We start from the raw sequence: 19368 nt of genomic DNA on the forward strand, positions 1-19368 counted from the left end.
CTGGATTTGAGAACGATCGAGCCTTGCTGCAAGTGCGAAGGCAATTTTTTCAGCCCGAGGCTCAGCCAGGCACAATTCCATCAGCGGGCACGGGACCACCGAACCTGATCCGGGACATGGCCGAGAGATCGATCGCGAGGCGGCGGGCCTGCTTCGCGTCCGCGCCAATCCGTTCCAGCATCTTCATGAACGCATCGGGATCAGGCTGCCCAAGGGGGAGCCGATAGTAGAGAAGATCCTTCAGCATCTGCGCCTTGCGCGCCGAACGAAGACTGAACTTCCAGTCGAACGTCACGTTGATCGGGCGCTCTGAAGCAAGCAAGCACCCGGCACGTCCCCCCGCGATTGAGTGCGGCCCCTTTACCTACGCTGCTCGAGGCACTAGATTGGGGCCATGGTAAGCGTGACCACCCCTCGCGAACAGGCAGAAACCTCGGACGCTGCACGCAAGGTCGGCGGCTACGTCGAGCTCCTGCGCTTGCAAGATGAGCGCACCGCGATCCGGCGCCGCGGCCTGATCGCACAGCTAATCAAGAACCCCACGACGGGCCGCTTCAAATATATCGTCAAGAGCTGATCCATGACGCTCACGCTGGCCGTCCTCGCCAGCATGCTCATCCTGCTACCCGGCCTGACCTTTCTCGGTGCCTGGAACCTCAAAGGCGCACGAACCGGCGCGGGCCGCCCCGAACTTCCTCTTGGTTCAGCAACGACACTGCTTCTCGCGGTAGGAATATCGCTCATCGCGCATTTCTTCGGCTGGATTTTCGTCGAAATGGCCCGGAACCTCCTAACGGCAATTCCTGACGTCCTTCCTCCATCGGGGATGATGTGGAGTCCGATCGAAGCATTTCTTCGTCCCACCGGTACGTTTCCACCGATCCCCGCCAACCCGATCGCCGCCATGGTGCAATTTGCCGACGGCGGGCATCTCGAGATGCACGAGCTGGCGACGTTCGGCGGCTTGATGGTGTTGGAATCACTGTTAGTCGCGAAATTCGTGTCGGGCGATGGTTTCGATCTCGTTTTCGACGGGATCGATCTCAATGGTCAAGGGTGGGTCTATCATCACTATATCCGACCGACACAACATGGATTTCGGCCCATCTGTCATGTGCTGACCACCTTTCAGCAGAACAATCTTGGCATCGGCTATATCGGGGCGATTGCCGATATTCGGCACAGTGAAAAGGGTGAGCTGCTCTCGCTCGCGCTCCTCAATCCAGAGCGATTTTTGTTCCAACTGACGCCCTCTGCAGCAGCGAAATGGTGCAAGCCCAGCGAAGATCCAAAGTTCGACACTTATGGTCGAGAAACGATCGGCGGCATCGTCGCGCTCGACGGTAAGTCAGTCGCCAATTTGTTGGTGCGAACACTGGACAAGGCCATCCTCGACGAGATCGACACCGCGCCGTATGGCGACGAAGAGTCCGAAGAGTCCGCTCCCACAACAGGGTCAGCGCCAGAGGCGGCTTCAGCCGACCCGGTGCGCCCGTCATGATCAAACTGCTCATTTTTGCCGTGACAATCGTTACGATTCTCATCGGGTTCGGCGCCCTATTCTTGTTGGTCAGCGCGCCCTTCGCTTGGCTTGCGATTGGCTTCATGAGTTATTGCCGACCTCGCCTCGTCCTTGGTCGAGCCGCACTGTGCTTTATAGCAATTTGGCTCATCACCGTCATCGCGCTGCCTGTTGGAAATGGCACCTTTATCGGCATATTGCTCGCTGTCTTTCTTGCACCTTGGCCCGCCCGGCTTTGGGCGAACCGCGCAGCCTTTCGCGCTGACGATTCGGACCAGCGGACCGCGGCCGCCGACAGCCGAAACACGAAGTGCGAGAGCGAAGGCTCCCGGCGTCGCGTCACGGCTGACAAGCCGTGGCCAGAATATATGGCAGATAGCGAGCGGGCACGGTTGGTCTCCCTGTACCAGCTTCCGACTTCATTTCCCCGGTAGCCGAAGAACAGAGGCTGTCGCAGATTGCGACTATGAAGTCGGCCTAATCCTATCGACAAAATAGGTGTAGCCGCCATCGCGCTCCACGCCGATCGCGGCGCTCGCGTCGCGCTTCAACTTCTCAAAATGAAGTTCCTTGCCGTCAACCTCCAGCCGAACGAAGTCGTTCATACTGACCTCTTTCAACGGGTTGAAACAATAGGCCCGGGCGGGCAGTTGAATTGAACCGTCCGCGAGGCGTTCGCCCTGACCGGAGAACGTCGAAAAGGGACGCGGCACGGATTCGTATCTCTCGTCGTTAGTGAAGAACTCGATCACGAACGGAATGCGTTCACCGCTGCCCAGGGCAAATTCACGGGGAAGGATCCTGAAGGCGAACGTCCCGGCGCCGCGATCCGGGCGCGCGTCCACGATCGTGAATCCCATGCTCTGCCAGAAGGGCTCCGCCGTCGACGGCGCAATTCCGATTTCGAAGACCGACCAGCCCTCGTCGGTGGCCCGGGCGATCATAAACTCGGCAAGGATGCGGCCATAGCCCTTGCGGCGAAGGTCTGGCCTGATCTCGAATATTCCGTGGCCCTGGAAACCCACCGCTTCGCCGTCGACAACAAGAATGTCGATGCCGCCACGCTCACGCCATAATTTCTTCGTGGTGTCCCAGTTGCAGCGGAAGCCCCGCGCCGGCACGTCGCCTTCATAGCCGTTGGCAACATAGGCAGCCTCGCCCGCTTTGTGGGCGGCTTCTTCGGCGTCGAGCCAAACTTCAACTTCAGCGAGAAGAGTTTCGGTTGCCGGGATGATTTCATAGGTCATGGGCCCACGGTTACCACATTCTTTGACGAGGCAAGCCCCTTCAGCTCCTGACTTTACCGAGGACCCGAGCCGCGGCATTGCTGCCGGCAGCGAGCTCGCGCGCATACCCCAACGCCGTCGTTGGCGACGACCAGCGCAGCGCGAGCGCGATGCCCGCCCCATCCTCGCCGGCTGCGAAAAGATCCTGCGTCAGCCCGACGCGGAACGAGTGCGCGCTGAGCGCCGCCACCGCATCCTGTCCCGGCTCGATGACGGCATGGCCGTCCGCGATCGCCGCGGCCGCACGGCGCCGCAGGATCGACACCACGCCTTGGCGGGTTAGCCCGTTGGCGCCGATATGGTGGGTCAAGACCGTCTCCCCTTCTTCGGCCGCATGATGCGTCAATATGTTGATGCGCCGGAACACCGCCCCGTCGGCGATCGCGCTCGACGTCAGCCACGCCGACAGCCGGCGCATCGTCTCGGCCGAGAGCCAGACGACACTCCCCTCCCCGTCCTGGTCGGTTTTCGAGCGCGGAATGGTGAGCCGCCCGCTGCCGTCAGCTATGAGGCGCAGATCGGCGACGGTCGCAGCCACCAGTTCGGAGACGCGCAGGCCTGCATCATAGGCCATCGAGCAGAGCGCCGCGTCGCGCAGCCCGACCAGATCGTCACCGCACGCCGCGATCAGGCTTTCGATGGTCAGCCCGTCGGGCGCGACGTCGACCGCGGTCATCGCACGGCCGTAGCGCAGCGGCGCGGCCTGGCGCTGGCGCGCGCCCACCTTGCGGCGGATGCCCTTCAGCGTGTCGCGCACCATGCCCGCCTGCGTCGGCAACGCTTCGGTGTCGCCGTAACCGAGGATCCGATGCACGCGCGCGATGCTCGCGAGGCGCCGCGAGAGCGTCGCGGGTTTCGCGGCCGTGCGCGTATCGCTCGCGCGCGCCAGCCAGCGCAGATAGAGGACGAGCGTTTCCGGAGACGCCGGCACCGCCGTCGCGATCGGCCGCTGCAACATACACCAGCGCAAATAGCATTTGAGATCGGCGACGATCGCCGCCTTGGTCGCCGGCGCCATCGCTTCGGCCGCCGCCTCGATCGCGAGCGGCTGCGCCTTGCTCCAGTCGACGAGGCGGCCGTGTGCCGACAGCACCAGCTCGAGGGACGATGGGAGCGGCGCGAGCTCGCTCATCGCACTGGATCCGGCGCGACGGTCGATCGCGCAATCAGCGCCGCGCCCCTCGCCGACAGCGACCAGCCGGCGCCGCCGCGCGGGCCCGGGCAGTCGTCGACCAGCCCGCGGGCTTCATAGTTCCACATGAGGTCGAATGCCGCTTCGCGCGCGGAAACGCGGTTCGCATAGACGGTGCGCGCGTGCAGCGCGCCCGCGATCGCGGCGGCCGACAGGCGAACGCCCGCCTCGACACCGAAGAGCTGGCGCAGCTCGGCCGCGATGCGATGATCGTTCGTCATGCCGCGCCCTCCTTTTCGGCGTCCCCGTCGTGTGAATTTCTCGGCCGATTGGGTGATTTTGGCAGGCGCGGTTTTACCATAAGCCTCGTTTATGACAAGTCCGGTTTGCGGAGCGTCAGACAGATGGGATACCAAAGTGACACTTTGGTGAACTCGGACTTTGACGCCGATTCCGCTCGCGGCTAGCATGGCCCGCCCACCGGAGCCGCCATGCCCCCTAGTCCTCACACTGCCGCCATCGCCTTCCGCCAAGGCCAGATCGATGCGCTGGCGCGAACCCTCTTCGGCTCCCCTGCCCTCTATTCCGCAGAAATGCGCGAATGCCTCGCGCTGCGCGCGCTGGTCCGCGCCTGGTCGCAATATCGCGAAGACCGGGCCATCGCGATCGGCGAAAACCTCATCGGCGCCGAATGCGCCGCTGAACGCGACGCCTTCCTCGCCCTGCTCGCCGCCAGCCTCCCCGATCGCCGGTCGGATCTCGCCGGCGCGATCCGGCGCGTCCAGCAAATCGCGATCCGCCCCCTCGCCGCCGAGGCCGCGGCAACCGTCGCGCTGGTCGACGCCGGCACCGAGGAGCTGGCGAGCGTTCGCGAGGTCGCAGCGAGCCCGAAGCTGCCGGGCGATCCGGCAACCCGGCTGCTCACCATCGTCCGGGTCCTCCGGCGATCGGCCGACGTCGACAGCGATGCCCTCTCCGTCACCGCCACCTCGCCGTGCTGGGCGATCAATCTGCTCGCCGTCGCCGATCCCGCCTTGTTCGGCCTCTCGCCGCATCCCCTGCCCTTCCCCGGGCTGGTCCGGCGCCGGCTCTTCCGCTCCGATCGCGACCTCGATCGCGATCGCGACGACATCGCGGACTTTGTGCTCGAGGCGTTGCACGAGACGCTGTGCGATATTGCGCGGGTGCCGCGCGCCGTTGTTGCGTTTGGCGAGGCATTTCCGGGGCTCAGGGTGAATTCGCGGCTGCTCGATACCTGGCTGTTGCTCTTTGCGTTCGGGTCGATGACGCCCGCCCAGCTCGCGCGCGCCCTCCCCTGCACGAAGGCTGGCGCTGGCAAGCTCCTCAATGATTTGAAGATCGGTCATTTTGCCGTGCGTCACGGATCCCTCGAGCCGTATGTGACTGCGATTCAATTCCCCGTCTCTTTTACGATGTGATACGGCCGCCCTCGTCGGTTAGATAGCCTATCGATTGCGCTTGGATTGCCATATGGATATCCTTTATATATGGATTTGCATATCGCACGCCTTGTGCTTGCGCTATCGCTTGAATTGCAATATGCCCTCGCTATCGCAATCGAAAGCCATATGGAAATCCTATGCCTATAATCTCTATTGCCAATCCCAAAGGCGGCGCCGGAAAAACAACCCTTGCGTTCATTCTCGCGGACCAACTGAGCAGCAATGGCGCTTCGGTTGCAGTCGTGGATGCCGACCCAAACGCGATCATCGCCAAGTGGCATGAACGCCGAGCAGAGGAGGGGAGGGGCTCCCCCTTTGCCGTTATCGCGAAGCCATCCGAGGGAGCGATGATCAACACCGTCGACCAGCTGGCGAAAGAGTATCAATTTGTGATCGTTGACCTCGAGGGCACCGCTTCACGAATGACGTCGCGCGCCTTTGCGCGATCACATATGGTTCTCGTGCCGTTCAACCAATCGCCGATCGACGCCGAGTTAGCGGCGAATGCCGTTCAGCTTATCCATGAAGAATCGGAGGCACTTCAGCGGCCGCTTCCATTCCGTCTCGTTCGTTCACGCGATAGCAGCGCGGTTACGACGAAGAGTTCGAAGAGGATTGCTTCGGCGATCGCTGAGGCCAATTTGCCGGTTCTCGACGTCGGCTTGGTTGAGCGTGCGGCGTATAGGGACATATTCGATTTCTCGAAAACTCTTAGCGAGCTCGAGTCAGACACTACGTCTGGTCTTGAGAACGCCCGCGGCAATGCCGCTAAACTGGCCGCCTCTGTGATCGAGGCCATCCGCGAGGAGTATCCATCATGAGCGGATATGGTTTTGGCTCAAAAAAGCCCCCGGCTGATAAACCTGCAGGTACTATAGATCTTGGAGGCCTTCCCAGCTCGCTCCCGCCACTGAAGCGAGAGGACGAAGCACGAGCGGTCGCCGTCGGCGAAACTCTCGGTTTTGTCGATCGAGGGCAGGGGATTCGTCGCCGCAAGCCAGCGGCGATGCCGTCGGTAAATCTTTACGTGAAAGGGCCCCAGGACGTCATCCAGTGGTTTATTGACTACACTGACGGGCAGGGTCATTCCGCTTATTGGAAATCAATCGAGGATTTCAAACGCTTCATGGAAGATCGTGACCAGTGATGCCGCTGAGCCTGGAGCAATGATGAAAGCTTAGCGGTCGCCGACAATCGTGACGAGTTGAACAGCGTCTGCTTGTTGCTCAACGGTGAGATACAGAATCTGACAATCGTGCAAATGGGGTCCGCTGGACTTGGCTCGCACTGAGGAAAACCCGTTAACGTAGCCCGGTTTGCGGAGGCATATGACCGCAATTGGACGATAGACGACATATTGCCTTGGACGGAATAGCCCTGAACCTAGTCGGTCTATTTTGGCTCCATCAATTCTATGCGATTTCCGAACGGGTCGGCTACATATCGGCGATTATAGCCAGCGAGAGGTTCGTCTTCGACGGTTTCAAAGCCCGCGTCGCTCAACCGCTGAATAAGGGCGGCCAAATCTGTGACTGTAAATGCCGGATGGGCTTTCCGAGCGGGTCGAAAATCCTTTTCAACGCCAAGATGCACTTTCAACGAACCGCGTTCGAACCAGCATCCACCCCTTTTCGCCAGATGCGGAGGTTTATCGACCTCCGGAATCCCAAGAAGTTCTGCGTAGAAGCGCCGGGCGGCAGCCTCTTCTCCGGGGGGCATCGCTAGCTGCACGTGGTTTAAGGCTTCAACCTGCACCGACGCCTCCTGAACGTATCGGACTGACTGGCAGCTATACGGTGGCGTGGAAGGTGTTGTCTATGTCGACAATCGGTCGGAAGCAGCCGCGATCGCGGTGTGGACCAGCAGTCAGGCTGCCTGCGATTAGCAGCAAATGGCTTTATGTGAGAAACCGGGGGCGGCCAAGCAGCTCATGCACGGCCCCGGAGCCGAACGAACGATTTGCAGAAGCCTTCCCACGATTTGTAGAGAGCGTCCCCGGTCAGTTTATCCAGGCGAGGCCCCATCTCTTTCCGATAGGCTTCCGCGATAATATCCTTGTCCCAGCCACCCCCGAAATCGACTACGATAGAAGTGATGCGCGCATCGGCGCCATAGTGGAGAGAGCCTTCCGGGAACGACCGGCGATCTTGAAGCGACGGGGGCAGGGCACCTGCAATTGTATCGACCGTTCCGTCCCGGCGGGCGCGCCGGCCCACCTTCGGCCGATCGAGCTCCAGCGCAGTCATTTCTTGATCTACCGTGTCTTTTGGATTGAAGCTGAGCTTCACTGCAATGACAGGCCGTCCGCGCCCCGCGCCACGAACCTCCTCCCAATCGACGGTAAAATCAGCAAGTTGATCAATCTCAGATTTCGACTTGGCGAGGACGTCCCTCCGAAACTCGGCAAAATTCTTGAAGCTGCCATCGGGTACTCCAAGCTTGCGCCGCAGTTCCTCTACCTCCATCTTTACCACGCGATTCTGGCGATTTATTACCAAGCACCCCAGATCATAGAGCGTGATCGCGTAGCGAGATTGGAGGGCAAGCATTACACCCAAATTTACGCGCGCGTAATAATCGGATCGCTGAATCACCCGCTTAAAGTTGTCGGAGAACTGAAATTCCACAACGCTGAGGCCGTCTTCCGCAATTTCCTCCACGCAGCTTGCTAGCAGCGACTGGGACATAATCGCCGGTTTGCCCTTCGTCGAAGTCGTCCGGATGCGGATAATCACCCGGAGGAGTTCATCCATGACCGGCTGTATCCGCTCATTACCTTTGTGCGATCCGCGGAGTTCCTTCTTCGTGATGATAAAGGTCTTGTCATCGCCAGCCTCGGGTCCAGCCTTGCGTAGCATAATAGCAAACGCCTTACGGGCAGCGGCGCTGAGCGAACCCGTCTCGAATTCGGATTCGACCAACTCACCGGGCTTGCTTACAAAATCCAACTCGCGGCGGCGAATCACTTCGGCAACGCGCAACGTCCGGCTGAGGCTCTCAAAGCCTGACGAAACCTCGATTTCCGATGTCGGAGTTTCTGCGTTCATATGAGTTGCATAACACCCGGTTGTCATAAAGAGAAGGGGGCACCCCATCACTCATACTAACGCAATTTTGGTAGACGCCCGCCCGTCACATGCTGACGCTTTTGCCCATTAGTGCCAGCCCCCATGCGCACACTTAGACAGCATCAAAAGTTGGCGGAAAACCGTAGAAAATTGAAGGTCCCCCAAATCCTCACATAAAGGCACGTTCAGCCCCCAATTAATCACACTAACCGACAGTCTGACGAGGTAACATGCCCCCGAACGCTCACGTAGATGTGGTAGAAATCGATGTGGAGCCCCCAGCGCCTCACATAAAACTGACTTTCGGGCTGCAAAGCGGTCCAGGCTTTGCAAAATCAAGCAGAGTCAACGCGATCGGGATGCAAATTCCGACGCTTTAACAGCGGCCCCCAATCACTCACATAATCCCCCGAGCACTCAGCCGGTGGCCCCCGATATCTCACATCGAAGCCCCCGTTGCCTCGCATAGTCGCCCCCTTGGGCTCACATAAACGCACCTCAACTCTCTGAGTATAAACAACATTTCTCCCCTGAATCTTAGAAACTAGAATCTTAGAAGCCTCCCGCGCTGCGCTTGGGCATTTTTATAGGAGGAGGAAAAGAGGGGGAGAGGCTTTCAGGACCATAGCGGTCCGGAAGAAAGGATCCTCCTATGCTCACCGATACGGACCGGGCGCCCGACACCGCGGGACGCCTGTTCGAAGCTGCGCGCTCGATCGTCACGCAAATCGAAAACGATAGGCCAGTCCGAAGAGGGCTTATCAATGAGGTAATGGCCGAGGCGTTCGGGGCTAAGTCGGCCGACGGCGTTTGGACGCAGCGTGACAGTTTCGTCATGACCGAAATCGCGGCGATCCTCGCAGGCCGAAGCGCAAAGCTTCCCGAACAGCCGATCGCCATCATCGAGCAGCTCGCCAAACTGGAAAAATCCTTCCCAACGCAGACCGTGCGCAGCGAAGAGCAAATCGCCCATCAGCATTTCTCGACGCCGCTGGATCTCTCCTGGCTCATCAACCATCTCGCCATTATCGGCAGCGAAGACATCGTACTCGAGCCAAGCGCCGGCATCGGGACGATAGCCCAGTGGGCGGGGCAGGGGAAAATGCTCCTGCTCAACGAACTTGATCCGGTCCGCGCAGCGGCCCTTCGCATCCTATTCCCGGAACACGGCGTCACCAGCTTCAATGCCGCACAGATCAATCAGCACCTATCGGTTCCGCCGACAGTCGTGGTCATGAATCCCCCCTTCGCCCGCAACGCTGCCGGGGCCATGGATCCTTTTGCCGCTCACCGCCACTTCGCCGCCGCGCTCGCCGCTCTGCAATATGGTGGTCGCATCGTCGCGATCATGCCCGACAACTTCAACCCGGGAGGCAAGCATGGATCGCTGTTCGATCGGGCAATATCCGGCGCGAACATCCGCATGATGCTTCGTCTCGACAAGGGCTTTGCCGGGAAGGGAACATCTGTCGCCGTCCGGATTGTCGTCGCCGACAAGGGGAGAGGGCCCGGGCGCCTGCCAACGACGATCAACCGAACGACCGTCAGCAAGCTTCTCGATGCAATTGGCCAGCTACCGGCGCGCGCGATCGTCCACCCCAATCCAACTCCTCCAACGCGGCCACGATCCACCAGGACAGGTTCGCTATTCGGTGCATTTCGAGCATCCCCGGCCAAATCCTTCCCCCGGGCCGCGCGGCCTCTCCCGAGCTTCGAGATCGCCAGCGTCAACTATCGTATCCACGATCCAGTCGCCGCGGCCCACGATGAAACCGCCCTCTACGTTCCATGGCGCAGCCAGCGCCTCGAATTCGAGAATCCTTGCGAGCATCCGAGCCCGCTGGTCGAGTCCGCGGCCATGGCGGCCGTCGCGCTCCCGGCGCCGAACTATCGACCTCAGCTGCCAAAGCGGGTCATCGACGAAAAGATTCTGAGCGCCCCCCAGCTCGAGACGATCGTTCACGCTCTCGCGGCAACCGACATCGACCTTCCGGGCCGCTATCGCGCACCCGAAAAGGGGCTTGCTCTCGTTCCCCATGCAGACGGGCAACTCTACCGTCAGGGCTTCTTCCTTGGCGACGGGACCGGGGCAGGGAAGGGGCGGCAGCTTGCCGGGATCACGATGGATCAATGGCTGCGCGGGAAACGCCGGCACCTTTGGCTCAGCGATAGTAGCGCCCTGATTGAAGATGCTCGCCGCGACTGGCAGGCTCTCGGGGGAACCCCGCTCGACATCCAACCCTTGGGGCGTGTCCGCGCAGGAGCGGGGATCGAAATGGGCGATGCCATCCTGTTCGCATCATATGCCACCTTGCGGAGCGAAGCGGGCGGCGATCGACGTCTCGACCAGATTCTCGCGTGGCTTGGCGACGCGTTCGACGGGCTGCTCTTGTTCGACGAGGCGCACGCGATGGGCGGTGTTGCCGGCGGGGAAGGGCGGTTCGGCACCGTAGCCGGATCCCAGCAAGGTATTGCCGGAGTTGAACTGCAGAACCGCCTGCCCCGGGCACGCGTCATCTATGCTTCGGCGACCGGCGCCTCCGACATCAACAATCTCGCCTATGCGACCCGGCTTGGCCTGTGGGGCGAGGGGACTGCGTTCGTCGATCGCGAGGCTTTCGCTGCGCGGATTCGTGACGGCGGCGTTGCCGCAATGGAGCTGGTCGCGCGCGAGCTGAAGGCGATGGGCGTCTATACCGCTCGCGCGCTCTCCTATGCCGGTGTCGAATATGACATCCTCGAGCACGCGCTGACGCCTGCGCAGATCAAAGATTTCGACACCTATGCCGACGCCTGGGCGATCATCCACCGGAACATGGAAGAGGCCCTTGCCGCCGCCGGCGTCGTCGACCGGCTAACCGGCGCCACGCTTAACGGCCAAGCCCTTTCGGCTGCGCGCTCGCGGTTCGAAAGCGCCAAACAGCGTTTCTTCTCGGCTCTCCTTCTCGCGATGAAACTGCCAAGCCTTCTGCCCGCCATCGATGTCGCTCTCCAATCGGACCAGAGCGCCGTCATCCAGCTCGTCACGACAAGCGAAGCCCTGCTCTCGCGCCGCCTCGCAGATCTCGACCCCGCCGATCGCGCAGAACTGGCGCTGGACCTTTCGCCTCGCGAACTGGTGATGGACTATCTTCAGGCGGCGTTCCCGACCCGGGCTATGGAGATCGTCAGCGATGACGACGGCAATGAACGGTCGCGTCCGCTGTCCGACGCAAACGGCAATCCGGTCCATAGCGAGGAAGCCCTGCAGATCCGGACCGACACGCTCGAATTGCTGGGGGCGATGCCGCCGATCGCGCCCGCCCTCGATGCGGTCATCGAACGATTTGGTACCGACGCCGTTGCAGAGGTTACCGGGCGGACGAAACGCCTCGTGCGCCTGCCCGACGGAAGCCAGAAACTGCAGTCACGCTCACCTTCCGCTTGCATGGCTGACGCCGATGCCTTCATGAACGGCGCCAAGCGTATTCTCGTGTTTTCCGACGCCGGCGGGACCGGAAGATCCTACCACGCGAGTCTGGATCACCAAAATCAGCAGCGCCGGGTTCACTTCCTTCTCGAACCAGGCTGGCGCGCCGATCGCGCGGTGCAGGGGCTCGGCCGCACCAATCGCACCAACCAGGCGCAGCCCCCTATCTTTCGGCCAGTCACCACAGACTGCCGCGGCGAACGTCGATTCATATCGACGATCGCACGCCGGCTGGACGCACTTGGTGCGCTAACCCGGGGCCAGCGTCAGACAGGCGGCCAAAATCTGTTTGATCCAATGGACAATCTCGAAAGCGACTATGCCAAAGACGCCTTGCTGTCCTGGTACAGGCTGCTCCATCACGGCAAGCTGACCAGTGTCACCTTCGGCGATTTCTGCCATCGAACCGGGCTGCGCCTCGAATATGAGGGTGAGCTCGTCGAGAAGCTGCCGCCTATCCAGCGGTGGCTGAACCGCATCTTGGCGCTGCCGATCGCGATCCAGAATGCCATCTTCGACGAATATTTGGGTCTTGTCGAAACTCGCATCGATGCCGCGAAGAAGGCTGGCACATTCGATGCCGGCGTCGAAACCATCCGCGCGGACAAATTGACGATCGTCGATGAAATTACGCTTCGCAAAGGTGCAGACCCGTCGACGTCGACACGGCTCCTCACCGTCGAAGCGGAATGGCAGCGCGAAATGAAATCGCTCGCCGACGTGTCGGCATTGGCCGAACGCTTCGGCAATCGTGCTATATGCCTGCGCAATGCCCGCTCAGGCAAGGTAGCGCTGCAGACGCCGGCACGGACCCGTCTGACCGACACCGGCGACGCCGTCGCGACATGGCAACTGCAGCGCCCCGGCCATCATCAGTACATCACCGCCGGCGACCTCGAAGAAAGCATGTGGGAACCTGTCGACGTCGGGACGTTCGAGACATCCTGGACGGCCGAGTGCGAGGAGCTCAGCCGCAACCCGAACCGCGAACGCTTCTTCCTCGCGGTCGGTCGCTTACTTCCGATATGGAATTTGCTCGGCGACGATCCCGAAGTACGCCGCCTCGTGACGGCCGACGGCCGCGCCCTTCTCGGTCGCATTGTCCCGCATGGCGACGTCAACTCACTGCTCGGCAAGCTCGGCATAGCTGGCGCGATCAATCTTGCCCCCGCCGAAATCGTCGCCGCTGCCTGGGAAGGCAAGACAGTGCCGATCGGCAGCGCCATCGGTCTCACGCTTCAGCGTCGCCGCGTGAATGGAGAATCGCGCCTCGAGCTCCACGGATTTGATCCGCGATCGTTGCCGACCCTGAAAGCCAAGGGCTGTTTCACCGAAATTATCCAGTTCAAGACCAGGCTATTCATCCCGGTGTCGCGAGCGGCTGAAATTATTACCGCGCTCACCGAGTGAAGAAATAGCTTGCGCCGCGTTCGATCAACAGGGATTGAACGGGCGCGGGGCGCAATTCTAACGTCAGGATCGACTTTCAATGAACGATACTCCCCAGGACAATTCGGACCTGCTCACGCTGACCGCCGATATTGTTGCCGCCCATGTCGGCAACAACAGCGTCGCGATCTCGGATCTTTCGATCCTCATCAACAATGTTCATGCTGCGCTTTCCGGACTTTCGAAGCCTGCAGAGCTGCCCGAAGAGAAGCCTGTGCCGGCAGTATCAATCCGTTCTTCGGTGAAACCCGATTACATCGTGTGTCTCGAAGACGGAAAGAAGCTGAAGATGCTTCGCCGGCACTTGATGACGCATTATGGGCTCACGCCAGACGACTATCGGGCAAAATGGGGGCTCCCTGCCGATTATCCGATGGTTGCGCCTGAATATGCTGAGAAGCGCCGAGTGCTGGCTAAGGAAATCGGGCTCGGAACGAAGGGACGCGGTGGCGGCCGCAAGCCTGCCCGCGGGGCGGCCAAGCGCGGCTGATCACCACTCTGGCTGGCGAGGCGGCCGATGGCGCAGCCTCGCCACAACTTCCTGCCATTCCGCCTCATCGCGCGGCCCAAATTCGATCGTTGGAGCTTCCGACGTTGCCCCGACCTCGACCGGTCGGCGCCGGCAGATGGTACAGCGCATATGCTCGATGACGTCCGTCGGCCGACTATCCCATCGGTGAAGAGCAAACCAACGCCACAATATTCCGCCGTCCACGACGCCCTGATGGTCACAGAATCCGCATCGCACCGCGACGTTTGAGCGGTTTCGCCTGATCTCTTCGAGCGATTCAAAACTCCCGGCCACACGCTCTTCCATAGGAGGATAGCGCCCGCGCGCAATAACTCGCGCTGCGCGGAACTATGGCGCGCCTTCGGCACGCCAACAATGAGAGGGGAGGGGGATGGAAGGGGGCGAGGCCCCTTGGGAGTTAAGCCCATGATCCGGGTCTCGGTTGTCACCGGAGATTCATCATGCAGAACCAACCGATTCCTTTCAACAAGCTCCGCCTCTCGCCGGCCAATGCCCGCAAAACCTTCACCCAAGCCGGTATCGATGCCCTCGCGGTTTCGATCGACGCATATGGACTTCTTCAGCCCGTCATCGTCAGCCCGGCGACCGACAAGAAGTCGTTCTTCGACGTTCATGCGGGCGGCCGACGCTGGCGCGCGATCGGGCAGCTCATCAAAAGCGGCAAGCTGCCAAAGAATGCAATGATTGATGCGCGTGTGTGCAATGACGAAGCCGCCGCGCTCGCCGAAGAGATCAGTTTGGCCGAAAACATCATTCGCGAAGCCATGTCCCCCGCCGATGAATGCCGCGGTTACCGCGCGGCCATGGACAAGGGCGAAAGCGAAGAAGAACTCGCGCGGCGCATGGGCGTCACGGTCCGTCACGTTCAGGGGCGCCTGCGCCTCGCCGATCTTGCAGAGCCGATCTTCGACGCCCTCGCTGAAGGGAAGATTACGCTCGATGTCGCCAAGGCCTATGGCAGCACCTCCGATCGCGACACGCAGCTCGCTGCCTGGAATGTTTTCAAGGATAGCTGGCAGGGCGACCAACCGCACACGATCCGGCGTTATGTCAACGACAGCGCGATCGAGGCGAGCAGCGCCGTCGCGAAACTGGTCGGTGAGGAAGAATATCTCGCCGCCGGTGGCCGTATCGAACGTGACCTTTTCGCCGGCGAGGGCGAAGGTCAATGGCTCGATCGCCCGATCGCCGAAGACATCGCACGCGCGAAGCTCGAGCAAGCTGCAGACGCCATCATGGCCGTCGGCACACTCGGATGGGTTCGGGTTCTCCTAGCCCAGCACGTTCCGCATTCGGCGACCGACGGCTTGCACGACTATTACATCCGGCGCGGCGAGCTGAGCGAAGAAGACCAGGCCCGCATGATCGCGATCGAAGAGCGCCTTCAGTCGATCGAGGAAGAACTGGAGGATGCAACCGATGCGGACGTGATTTCACGTCTCGAAGCGGAAAATGAAGCGCTGGACGCCGAGCACACCGAAATCGACAAACGCAGCTATGTGATTCCGGAAGACGAACGACCGCATGTTGGAACCTTCGTGGTGCTTGCCAGCGATGGCACCCCGAAGGCGTCGCACCGCTACTTTTCGACGAAGGCCCCCAAGCGCGAAAAGCAGTCGCAAAGGGTCACCGGCGGATGTGCTGAAGGCGCTGCCCTGGAGGACGCTCTCCCCCGGTCGCTCGAGGAGCAGCTTGCCAAGGAACGGCGTGACGTATTGGCTTTGCACATCGCCCATGATCCCGCGCTCGCGCTCGATCTGACTATCTTCCGCCTCGCACGGAAATTTACGGGCTATGCCGCTTACAACGACACGGGCGTCATGGTGACGATCGGCGAGCTCTTTGACCCCGCCGGCGTCCCCGCCGCCCATTCAACTGCCGCACAAGATGGCCTCGATGCGGTCCGCTCCGGTCTTCCGTGCGATTGGGCAGGCGCCGACGACAGTTTCAGCGCGTTCATGGCGTTCCGCGAACTCGACGAAACGGACAAGGCAGCATGGCTTGCGTTTGCCGTCAGTCAAAGCCTTCAGGCGAGCCTCGCCACCGGCGATCGCGCTAACCGCTTCCAATCCGAGCTTGGCGCGCTGCTCGGTATCGATACCGCCGAACACTGGCGGCCGAGCGCGGATGCCTTCTTCGACAAGATCCGCAAGCCGCAGATCCTGTCGATCCTGGGCAAGCTCGATCCCGAGCTTCCGGGTCGCTACGCCAGCGAAAAGAAGGCCGCCCTATCGTCTGCAGCCGCAAAACTCTGCGCCGGCGAAACAATCGTCACGCCTGAGGTGAAGGCGCGGGCGCAAAGCTGGATCCCGGACGTCATGATGTTTCGCGCCGCCGAGACCCCGGATGAACCGGAAGCGCTGCCGGTCGACGATGACAGCGGCGAAGATCAACCTGCCATCGATGACGCCGATGACGAGCAAATCGACGAGGCCAACCCTGCCGTGAACGACGTCGACCAGGCCGGGGCCGTTTTGGCCAACGCAGCCTGAAGCGTCACCGGGCGGCGCGGAAGCAAGGGTCTCGATTTCCAGTTGGAAGTCTGCCTCCGCGCCGCTGTCGACAATCCGAAATTTCTCTATTGGAGTCAACAAGATGCCAGATTGTGCATCCGCATCCATCACCATCGGCGGCCGCGTGTCACCGGAGCAGTTCGTCACCTTATGCCGCCTGATCGCCGATGAAGATCTTCGCGTCGAGGATGAAGGCGACATCTTCTCTCCTGAATCGCGCATCGAGGGCCAATCCCTGCAGCTCTTCGACCATCAGGCAATCGGAGGCCATTTCCCCGTTCTTGAACTTTGGTGCCTGCAGAACGGGCTGTCCTATTCGCGGTGGTGCGCGGGCTACAGCGGATCGTGGCTCCCGCATCGCGAAGTATTCACGGGAAACGGCGAGGTCGTGACGTACCCCGCCAACGAAAATGGCGCGACTGTCGCCACGCGAGAGATCCTCGACCAACACGATAGCCTCACGTCACTGCGGGCATGGTTCGCGGCAGCGGACGTTCAGATCCCTCCATTGGAAATCACGGCCGACGACACGTCATCGGCCGATGCGTCACCGCGCGATCGCGCGGACAAGGAGGAAAGCGGGGATGGAGAGGGTGAGCAACGCTCTGAACTTCAAAAAGGAAACGCGTCATGAAGCCCCGTCACGACATCTATCAAACGATCACCGCCGAGCTAGCCGCTGCGATCGACGCCGGCGCCGGCCAGTGGCGTATGCCCTGGCACCATGACGGCGGGACGGTGATGCGGCCGACCAGTGCTGTCGGACGCGCATATACCGGCATCAACCGCCTCGTCCTTTGGGCGTCGGCCGAGGCTCACGGCTTTCGATCCGGGACGTGGGCTACCTACCGTCAGTGGAATGACGTCGGCGCACAGGTGCGCCGCGGCGAAACCGGTACGCACGTCATTTTGTGGAAAAAGCAAGAGCGCGATGAACCCACGTCGGCGGATTCCGATGGCGAGGACCGCGGCGCCCGCTTCTTTGCTCGGAGCTTTGTCGTCTTCAACCAATCGCAGGTCGACGGCGCGCCCGAACGGGCACAGGCAAGCGCACGGCCGATCGGCGAGATAGCCGCCTCTGCGAAATTGTTCCTCGAAAGCGTCGGCGTCCCCGTGCACTATGGCCCTTGGGATGCGTATTTTCGGCCCGATCAGGACCGCGTCTACATGCCCGACCGCGAAGCCTTCGACAGCGACGAAGACTTCATTTCGACGCTCGGACATGAAATCGTTCATTCGACGGGGAGCGCGCAGCGCCTCGGCCGCGAAACGCTTCGGGACTATTTCAAGGACCGGACCATCCGGGCCCGCGAAGAGCTGGTTGCCGAGGTCGGCGCCAGTTTCCTGATGGCCGACCTTGGTCTGGCCTATTCGCCAAGGCGGGACCACGCCGCATATGTTGCGAGCTGGTTGAACATACTCGGGAACGATACGCGCGCGATATTTCGCGCCGCGGCGGCGGCACAGGCTGCAACCGACTGGATTCATGCCCATGCCGCCTCAGCTCTGCCGATTGCGGCTTGATCGATGATTGCGCTTCCACCTCGAGCCCATCGGTTGCTCATCCTCGCCTGTTCCGCAACAAAGCGGCAGCATGACGGCTATATGCCCGCCATCGACCGCTATGACGGACCGCTTTGGCAAACGGTCCGTTGCCATGCGGGCGATCGGGCGATCCTAAAGGTAACCGTGCTGTCCGCACGATATGGTTTCCTCGACTCCAGGTCGCCGATCCAGAATTACGACAGCAGGCTGACGACCGCGCTCGCCGATCGAATGATCGCCGGCGGATTGGCGACACGCTGGCCGCGCCCGCCTTCGCCCCGAAAGCCCGATAACTACGGCAATAGCGCTGCCTGTGAGATGGCCTCGTTATCCGAACATGGCGATCGCCCATTCACCGACGTCGCGATCGCAGGCGGCCACATCTACCTCAAGGTCATGAAGAGCTTCCTCGCGGCTTTTCGTCATCGCGGATACATCGCGCCCGATGCGCCTGTAACTGAAATCAACGCGCCGATCGGCATCATGCGTCAGCAGCTGGCCGTGTGGCTCGCAAGAGCCACGGAGGGCATCGATGATTGAGTCGATGCTTGTGCTTTCGACCGGCAATCTCACCGAAGCAACCTGCAATCGCTGGCTGCCTGAGTGTGACTACCCCGCCTACGAAAAATCCGAATACGGATGGTTCGTCTATGTCGTCGAACCCGACTACGACCTCCCTGCAGACCTGCTCGCGTGCATGGCGCTCGCCCGCGATCGTCATTGCTGCTGGATCATGTTCGACCGCGACGCCCCGCCTGCCGCTGAACTCCCAAGCTACGATTGGTGACGGCCATGCACATCTCTGACAACGCCACGGCCCGCACGGCAACGATTGCGCGGCTGAACGATGACGCTCGCCTTGGCCTCGATCGCCGCGCCCGAATTATGATTACCAGGAATTGCCTCGAGACTTTCCGTATATCCCAGGAAGAGCACCCGGCGATCATCCAGGCTCAACTGCTCGCAGCCTTTCGCCGCTGCGAGTTTGCTACCGATAGTCCCGAGCACGACTTCGCCTCCATCCTGTTCCGTGAGCGAAAAGTCTGGATGAAGATCGACTTGTATGATCCGGGCCTTGTCAAGATCCCATTGAACGGTTCCTTCTGTTGACGGGCTGGGGGCCCCCACACGCAATGCTCAAGGATTGGCTTCATTCGTTCCGAGGTCAGCTGATGCACTATCCGTGCATAGACTTGTATCCGGTCGCGGCCGTAGCCGCGTACCATAATCCGTATTCACATCCCCGGATCGAGCAAAGGCGGATGCGGACCAAACTACTACTGGGCGTTCTCAGGCGCCATCAACTTTCCCGGTCACACATCACACCAATCCGCGTCGCCTTATCGAGCCTGTTGCAACATAAGCATCAGGCGGCGCGGAGCTCGGCAC

At 61.1% G+C, this 19368-nt stretch carries 20 protein-coding genes; 14 read left to right on the forward strand and 6 right to left on the reverse strand.

The features are described 5' to 3' along the window. Positions 1-61: 61 nt before the first annotated feature. A complete protein-coding gene (locus tag ATE71_RS19285) occupies positions 62-295 on the reverse strand; it encodes a hypothetical protein (protein ID WP_058801153.1) in 234 nt (77 codons plus the stop codon). Positions 296-394: 99 nt separating this feature from the next. Between ATE71_RS19285 and ATE71_RS19290 the strand changes: the two genes are divergently transcribed. The 3 genes from ATE71_RS19290 to ATE71_RS19300 are packed head-to-tail and all read left to right on the forward strand — an operon-like array spanning position 395 to position 1956. Further along, entirely contained in the window at positions 395-577 is a 183-nt protein-coding gene (locus ATE71_RS19290) for a hypothetical protein (RefSeq protein ID WP_058801154.1), read from the forward strand. A gap of 3 nt (positions 578-580) precedes the next feature. Continuing rightward, a complete protein-coding gene (locus ATE71_RS19295) occupies positions 581-1501 on the forward strand; it encodes a hypothetical protein (RefSeq protein ID WP_058801155.1) in 921 nt (306 codons plus the stop codon). Next, entirely contained in the window at positions 1498-1956 is a 459-nt protein-coding gene (locus tag ATE71_RS19300; protein WP_058801156.1) for a hypothetical protein, read from the forward strand. Before ATE71_RS19295 ends, ATE71_RS19300 begins: the two co-directional genes overlap by 4 nt. A 30-nt stretch (positions 1957-1986) precedes the next feature. On the opposite strand, the gene ATE71_RS19305 is transcribed toward ATE71_RS19300, so the two are convergent. Genes ATE71_RS19305 through ATE71_RS19315 form a run of 3 tightly spaced genes read right to left on the reverse strand, consistent with a single transcriptional unit; the run spans position 1987 to position 4221 of the window. Continuing rightward, positions 1987-2769 carry a GNAT family N-acetyltransferase gene (locus tag ATE71_RS19305; RefSeq protein WP_058801157.1) on the reverse strand — a complete coding sequence of 261 codons (783 nt, stop codon included), beginning with the start codon at positions 2767-2769 and terminating at the stop codon, positions 1987-1989. A 40-nt stretch (positions 2770-2809) separates the two neighbouring features. Then, complete coding sequence (locus ATE71_RS19310) at positions 2810-3940, reverse strand: tyrosine-type recombinase/integrase (RefSeq protein ID WP_231728252.1); 1131 nt, start codon at positions 3938-3940, stop codon at positions 2810-2812. Beyond that, positions 3937-4221 (reverse strand): hypothetical protein, encoded by a 285-nt coding sequence (locus ATE71_RS19315; RefSeq protein ID WP_058801158.1) that lies wholly within the window; start codon positions 4219-4221, stop codon positions 3937-3939. Before ATE71_RS19315 ends, ATE71_RS19310 begins: the two co-directional genes overlap by 4 nt. Before the next feature lie 210 nt (positions 4222-4431). Here ATE71_RS19315 and ATE71_RS19320 point away from each other — a divergent pair, with 210 nt between their 5' ends. From ATE71_RS19320 to ATE71_RS22320, 3 genes are all read left to right on the forward strand, one after another. Then, positions 4432-5379: a hypothetical protein gene (locus tag ATE71_RS19320; RefSeq protein WP_152998854.1), complete on the forward strand. Its 948-nt coding sequence runs from the start codon at positions 4432-4434 to the stop codon at positions 5377-5379. 161 nt (positions 5380-5540) lie between these two features. Then, positions 5541-6224 carry an AAA family ATPase gene (locus tag ATE71_RS19325; protein ID WP_058801160.1) on the forward strand — a complete coding sequence of 228 codons (684 nt, stop codon included), beginning with the start codon at positions 5541-5543 and terminating at the stop codon, positions 6222-6224. Then, positions 6221-6550, forward strand: a complete 330-nt coding sequence (locus ATE71_RS22320) for a hypothetical protein (protein ID WP_152998855.1) — start codon at positions 6221-6223, stop codon at positions 6548-6550. Before ATE71_RS19325 ends, ATE71_RS22320 begins: the two co-directional genes overlap by 4 nt. Positions 6551-6795: 245 nt before the next feature. Here ATE71_RS22320 and ATE71_RS21895 read toward each other — a convergent pair whose 3' ends face one another. Both ATE71_RS21895 and ATE71_RS19340 read right to left on the reverse strand, forming a co-directional pair. Continuing rightward, entirely contained in the window at positions 6796-7158 is a 363-nt protein-coding gene (locus ATE71_RS21895; RefSeq protein WP_081997280.1) for a VOC family protein, read from the reverse strand. Positions 7159-7331: 173 nt separating this feature from the next. After that, the gene (locus ATE71_RS19340) at positions 7332-8450 is read right to left on the reverse strand and encodes a replication initiation protein (RefSeq protein ID WP_058801172.1); all 1119 of its coding nucleotides are present in this window, start codon (positions 8448-8450) and stop codon (positions 7332-7334) included. A gap of 673 nt (positions 8451-9123) precedes the next feature. On the opposite strand from ATE71_RS19340, the gene ATE71_RS19345 reads away from it, so the two are divergent. The 8 genes from ATE71_RS19345 to ATE71_RS19380 all read left to right on the forward strand — a co-directional run bounded on the left by ATE71_RS19345 (position 9124) and on the right by ATE71_RS19380 (position 19089). Beyond that, entirely contained in the window at positions 9124-13350 is a 4227-nt protein-coding gene (locus tag ATE71_RS19345) for a strawberry notch family protein (protein ID WP_058801162.1), read from the forward strand. A gap of 79 nt (positions 13351-13429) precedes the next feature. Further along, a complete protein-coding gene (locus ATE71_RS19350) occupies positions 13430-13879 on the forward strand; it encodes a MucR family transcriptional regulator (protein WP_058801163.1) in 450 nt (149 codons plus the stop codon). 482 nt (positions 13880-14361) lie between these two features. Further along, on the forward strand, positions 14362-16413 hold the full coding sequence (locus tag ATE71_RS19355; protein ID WP_058801164.1) for a ParB/RepB/Spo0J family partition protein: 2052 nt from the start codon (positions 14362-14364) through the stop codon (positions 16411-16413). Positions 16414-16516: 103 nt separating this feature from the next. Then, a complete protein-coding gene (locus tag ATE71_RS19360) occupies positions 16517-17068 on the forward strand; it encodes a hypothetical protein (protein ID WP_058801165.1) in 552 nt (183 codons plus the stop codon). After that, positions 17065-17958 carry an ArdC family protein gene (locus ATE71_RS19365; RefSeq protein WP_058801166.1) on the forward strand — a complete coding sequence of 298 codons (894 nt, stop codon included), beginning with the start codon at positions 17065-17067 and terminating at the stop codon, positions 17956-17958. The genes ATE71_RS19360 and ATE71_RS19365 overlap by 4 nt, the downstream gene beginning before the upstream one ends. A 33-nt stretch (positions 17959-17991) precedes the next feature. Further along, the gene (locus ATE71_RS19370) at positions 17992-18519 is read left to right on the forward strand and encodes a hypothetical protein (protein ID WP_197412006.1); all 528 of its coding nucleotides are present in this window, start codon (positions 17992-17994) and stop codon (positions 18517-18519) included. Continuing rightward, positions 18512-18766, forward strand: a complete 255-nt coding sequence (locus ATE71_RS19375; RefSeq protein WP_058801168.1) for a hypothetical protein — start codon at positions 18512-18514, stop codon at positions 18764-18766. Before ATE71_RS19370 ends, ATE71_RS19375 begins: the two co-directional genes overlap by 8 nt. A gap of 5 nt (positions 18767-18771) precedes the next feature. Continuing rightward, positions 18772-19089 (forward strand): hypothetical protein, encoded by a 318-nt coding sequence (locus ATE71_RS19380; RefSeq protein ID WP_058801169.1) that lies wholly within the window; start codon positions 18772-18774, stop codon positions 19087-19089. Positions 19090-19368: the final 279 nt, after the last annotated feature.

The sequence above is a fragment of the Sphingopyxis sp. H115 genome, from assembly GCF_001468465.1.
GTDB lineage: Bacteria > Pseudomonadota > Alphaproteobacteria > Sphingomonadales > Sphingomonadaceae > Sphingopyxis.

Coding starts and splice junctions, on each gene's coding strand:
- ATE71_RS19360 (WP_058801165.1), top strand. CDS start 16,517: ATGCCAGATTGTGCATCCGCATCCATCACCATCGGCGGCCGCGTGTCA.
- ATE71_RS19300 (WP_058801156.1), top strand. CDS start 1,498: ATGATCAAACTGCTCATTTTTGCCGTGACAATCGTTACGATTCTCATC.
- ATE71_RS19340 (WP_058801172.1), bottom strand. CDS start 8,450: ATGAACGCAGAAACTCCGACATCGGAAATCGAGGTTTCGTCAGGCTTT.
- ATE71_RS19315 (WP_058801158.1), bottom strand. CDS start 4,221: ATGACGAACGATCATCGCATCGCGGCCGAGCTGCGCCAGCTCTTCGGT.
- ATE71_RS22320 (WP_152998855.1), top strand. CDS start 6,221: ATGAGCGGATATGGTTTTGGCTCAAAAAAGCCCCCGGCTGATAAACCT.
- ATE71_RS19345 (WP_058801162.1), top strand. CDS start 9,124: ATGCTCACCGATACGGACCGGGCGCCCGACACCGCGGGACGCCTGTTC.
- ATE71_RS19325 (WP_058801160.1), top strand. CDS start 5,541: ATGCCTATAATCTCTATTGCCAATCCCAAAGGCGGCGCCGGAAAAACA.
- ATE71_RS19350 (WP_058801163.1), top strand. CDS start 13,430: ATGAACGATACTCCCCAGGACAATTCGGACCTGCTCACGCTGACCGCC.
- ATE71_RS19365 (WP_058801166.1), top strand. CDS start 17,065: ATGAAGCCCCGTCACGACATCTATCAAACGATCACCGCCGAGCTAGCC.
- ATE71_RS19375 (WP_058801168.1), top strand. CDS start 18,512: ATGATTGAGTCGATGCTTGTGCTTTCGACCGGCAATCTCACCGAAGCA.
- ATE71_RS19295 (WP_058801155.1), top strand. CDS start 581: ATGACGCTCACGCTGGCCGTCCTCGCCAGCATGCTCATCCTGCTACCC.
- ATE71_RS19380 (WP_058801169.1), top strand. CDS start 18,772: ATGCACATCTCTGACAACGCCACGGCCCGCACGGCAACGATTGCGCGG.
- ATE71_RS19355 (WP_058801164.1), top strand. CDS start 14,362: ATGCAGAACCAACCGATTCCTTTCAACAAGCTCCGCCTCTCGCCGGCC.
- ATE71_RS19310 (WP_231728252.1), bottom strand. CDS start 3,940: ATGAGCGAGCTCGCGCCGCTCCCATCGTCCCTCGAGCTGGTGCTGTCG.
- ATE71_RS19320 (WP_152998854.1), top strand. CDS start 4,432: ATGCCCCCTAGTCCTCACACTGCCGCCATCGCCTTCCGCCAAGGCCAG.
- ATE71_RS19305 (WP_058801157.1), bottom strand. CDS start 2,769: ATGACCTATGAAATCATCCCGGCAACCGAAACTCTTCTCGCTGAAGTT.
- ATE71_RS19290 (WP_058801154.1), top strand. CDS start 395: ATGGTAAGCGTGACCACCCCTCGCGAACAGGCAGAAACCTCGGACGCT.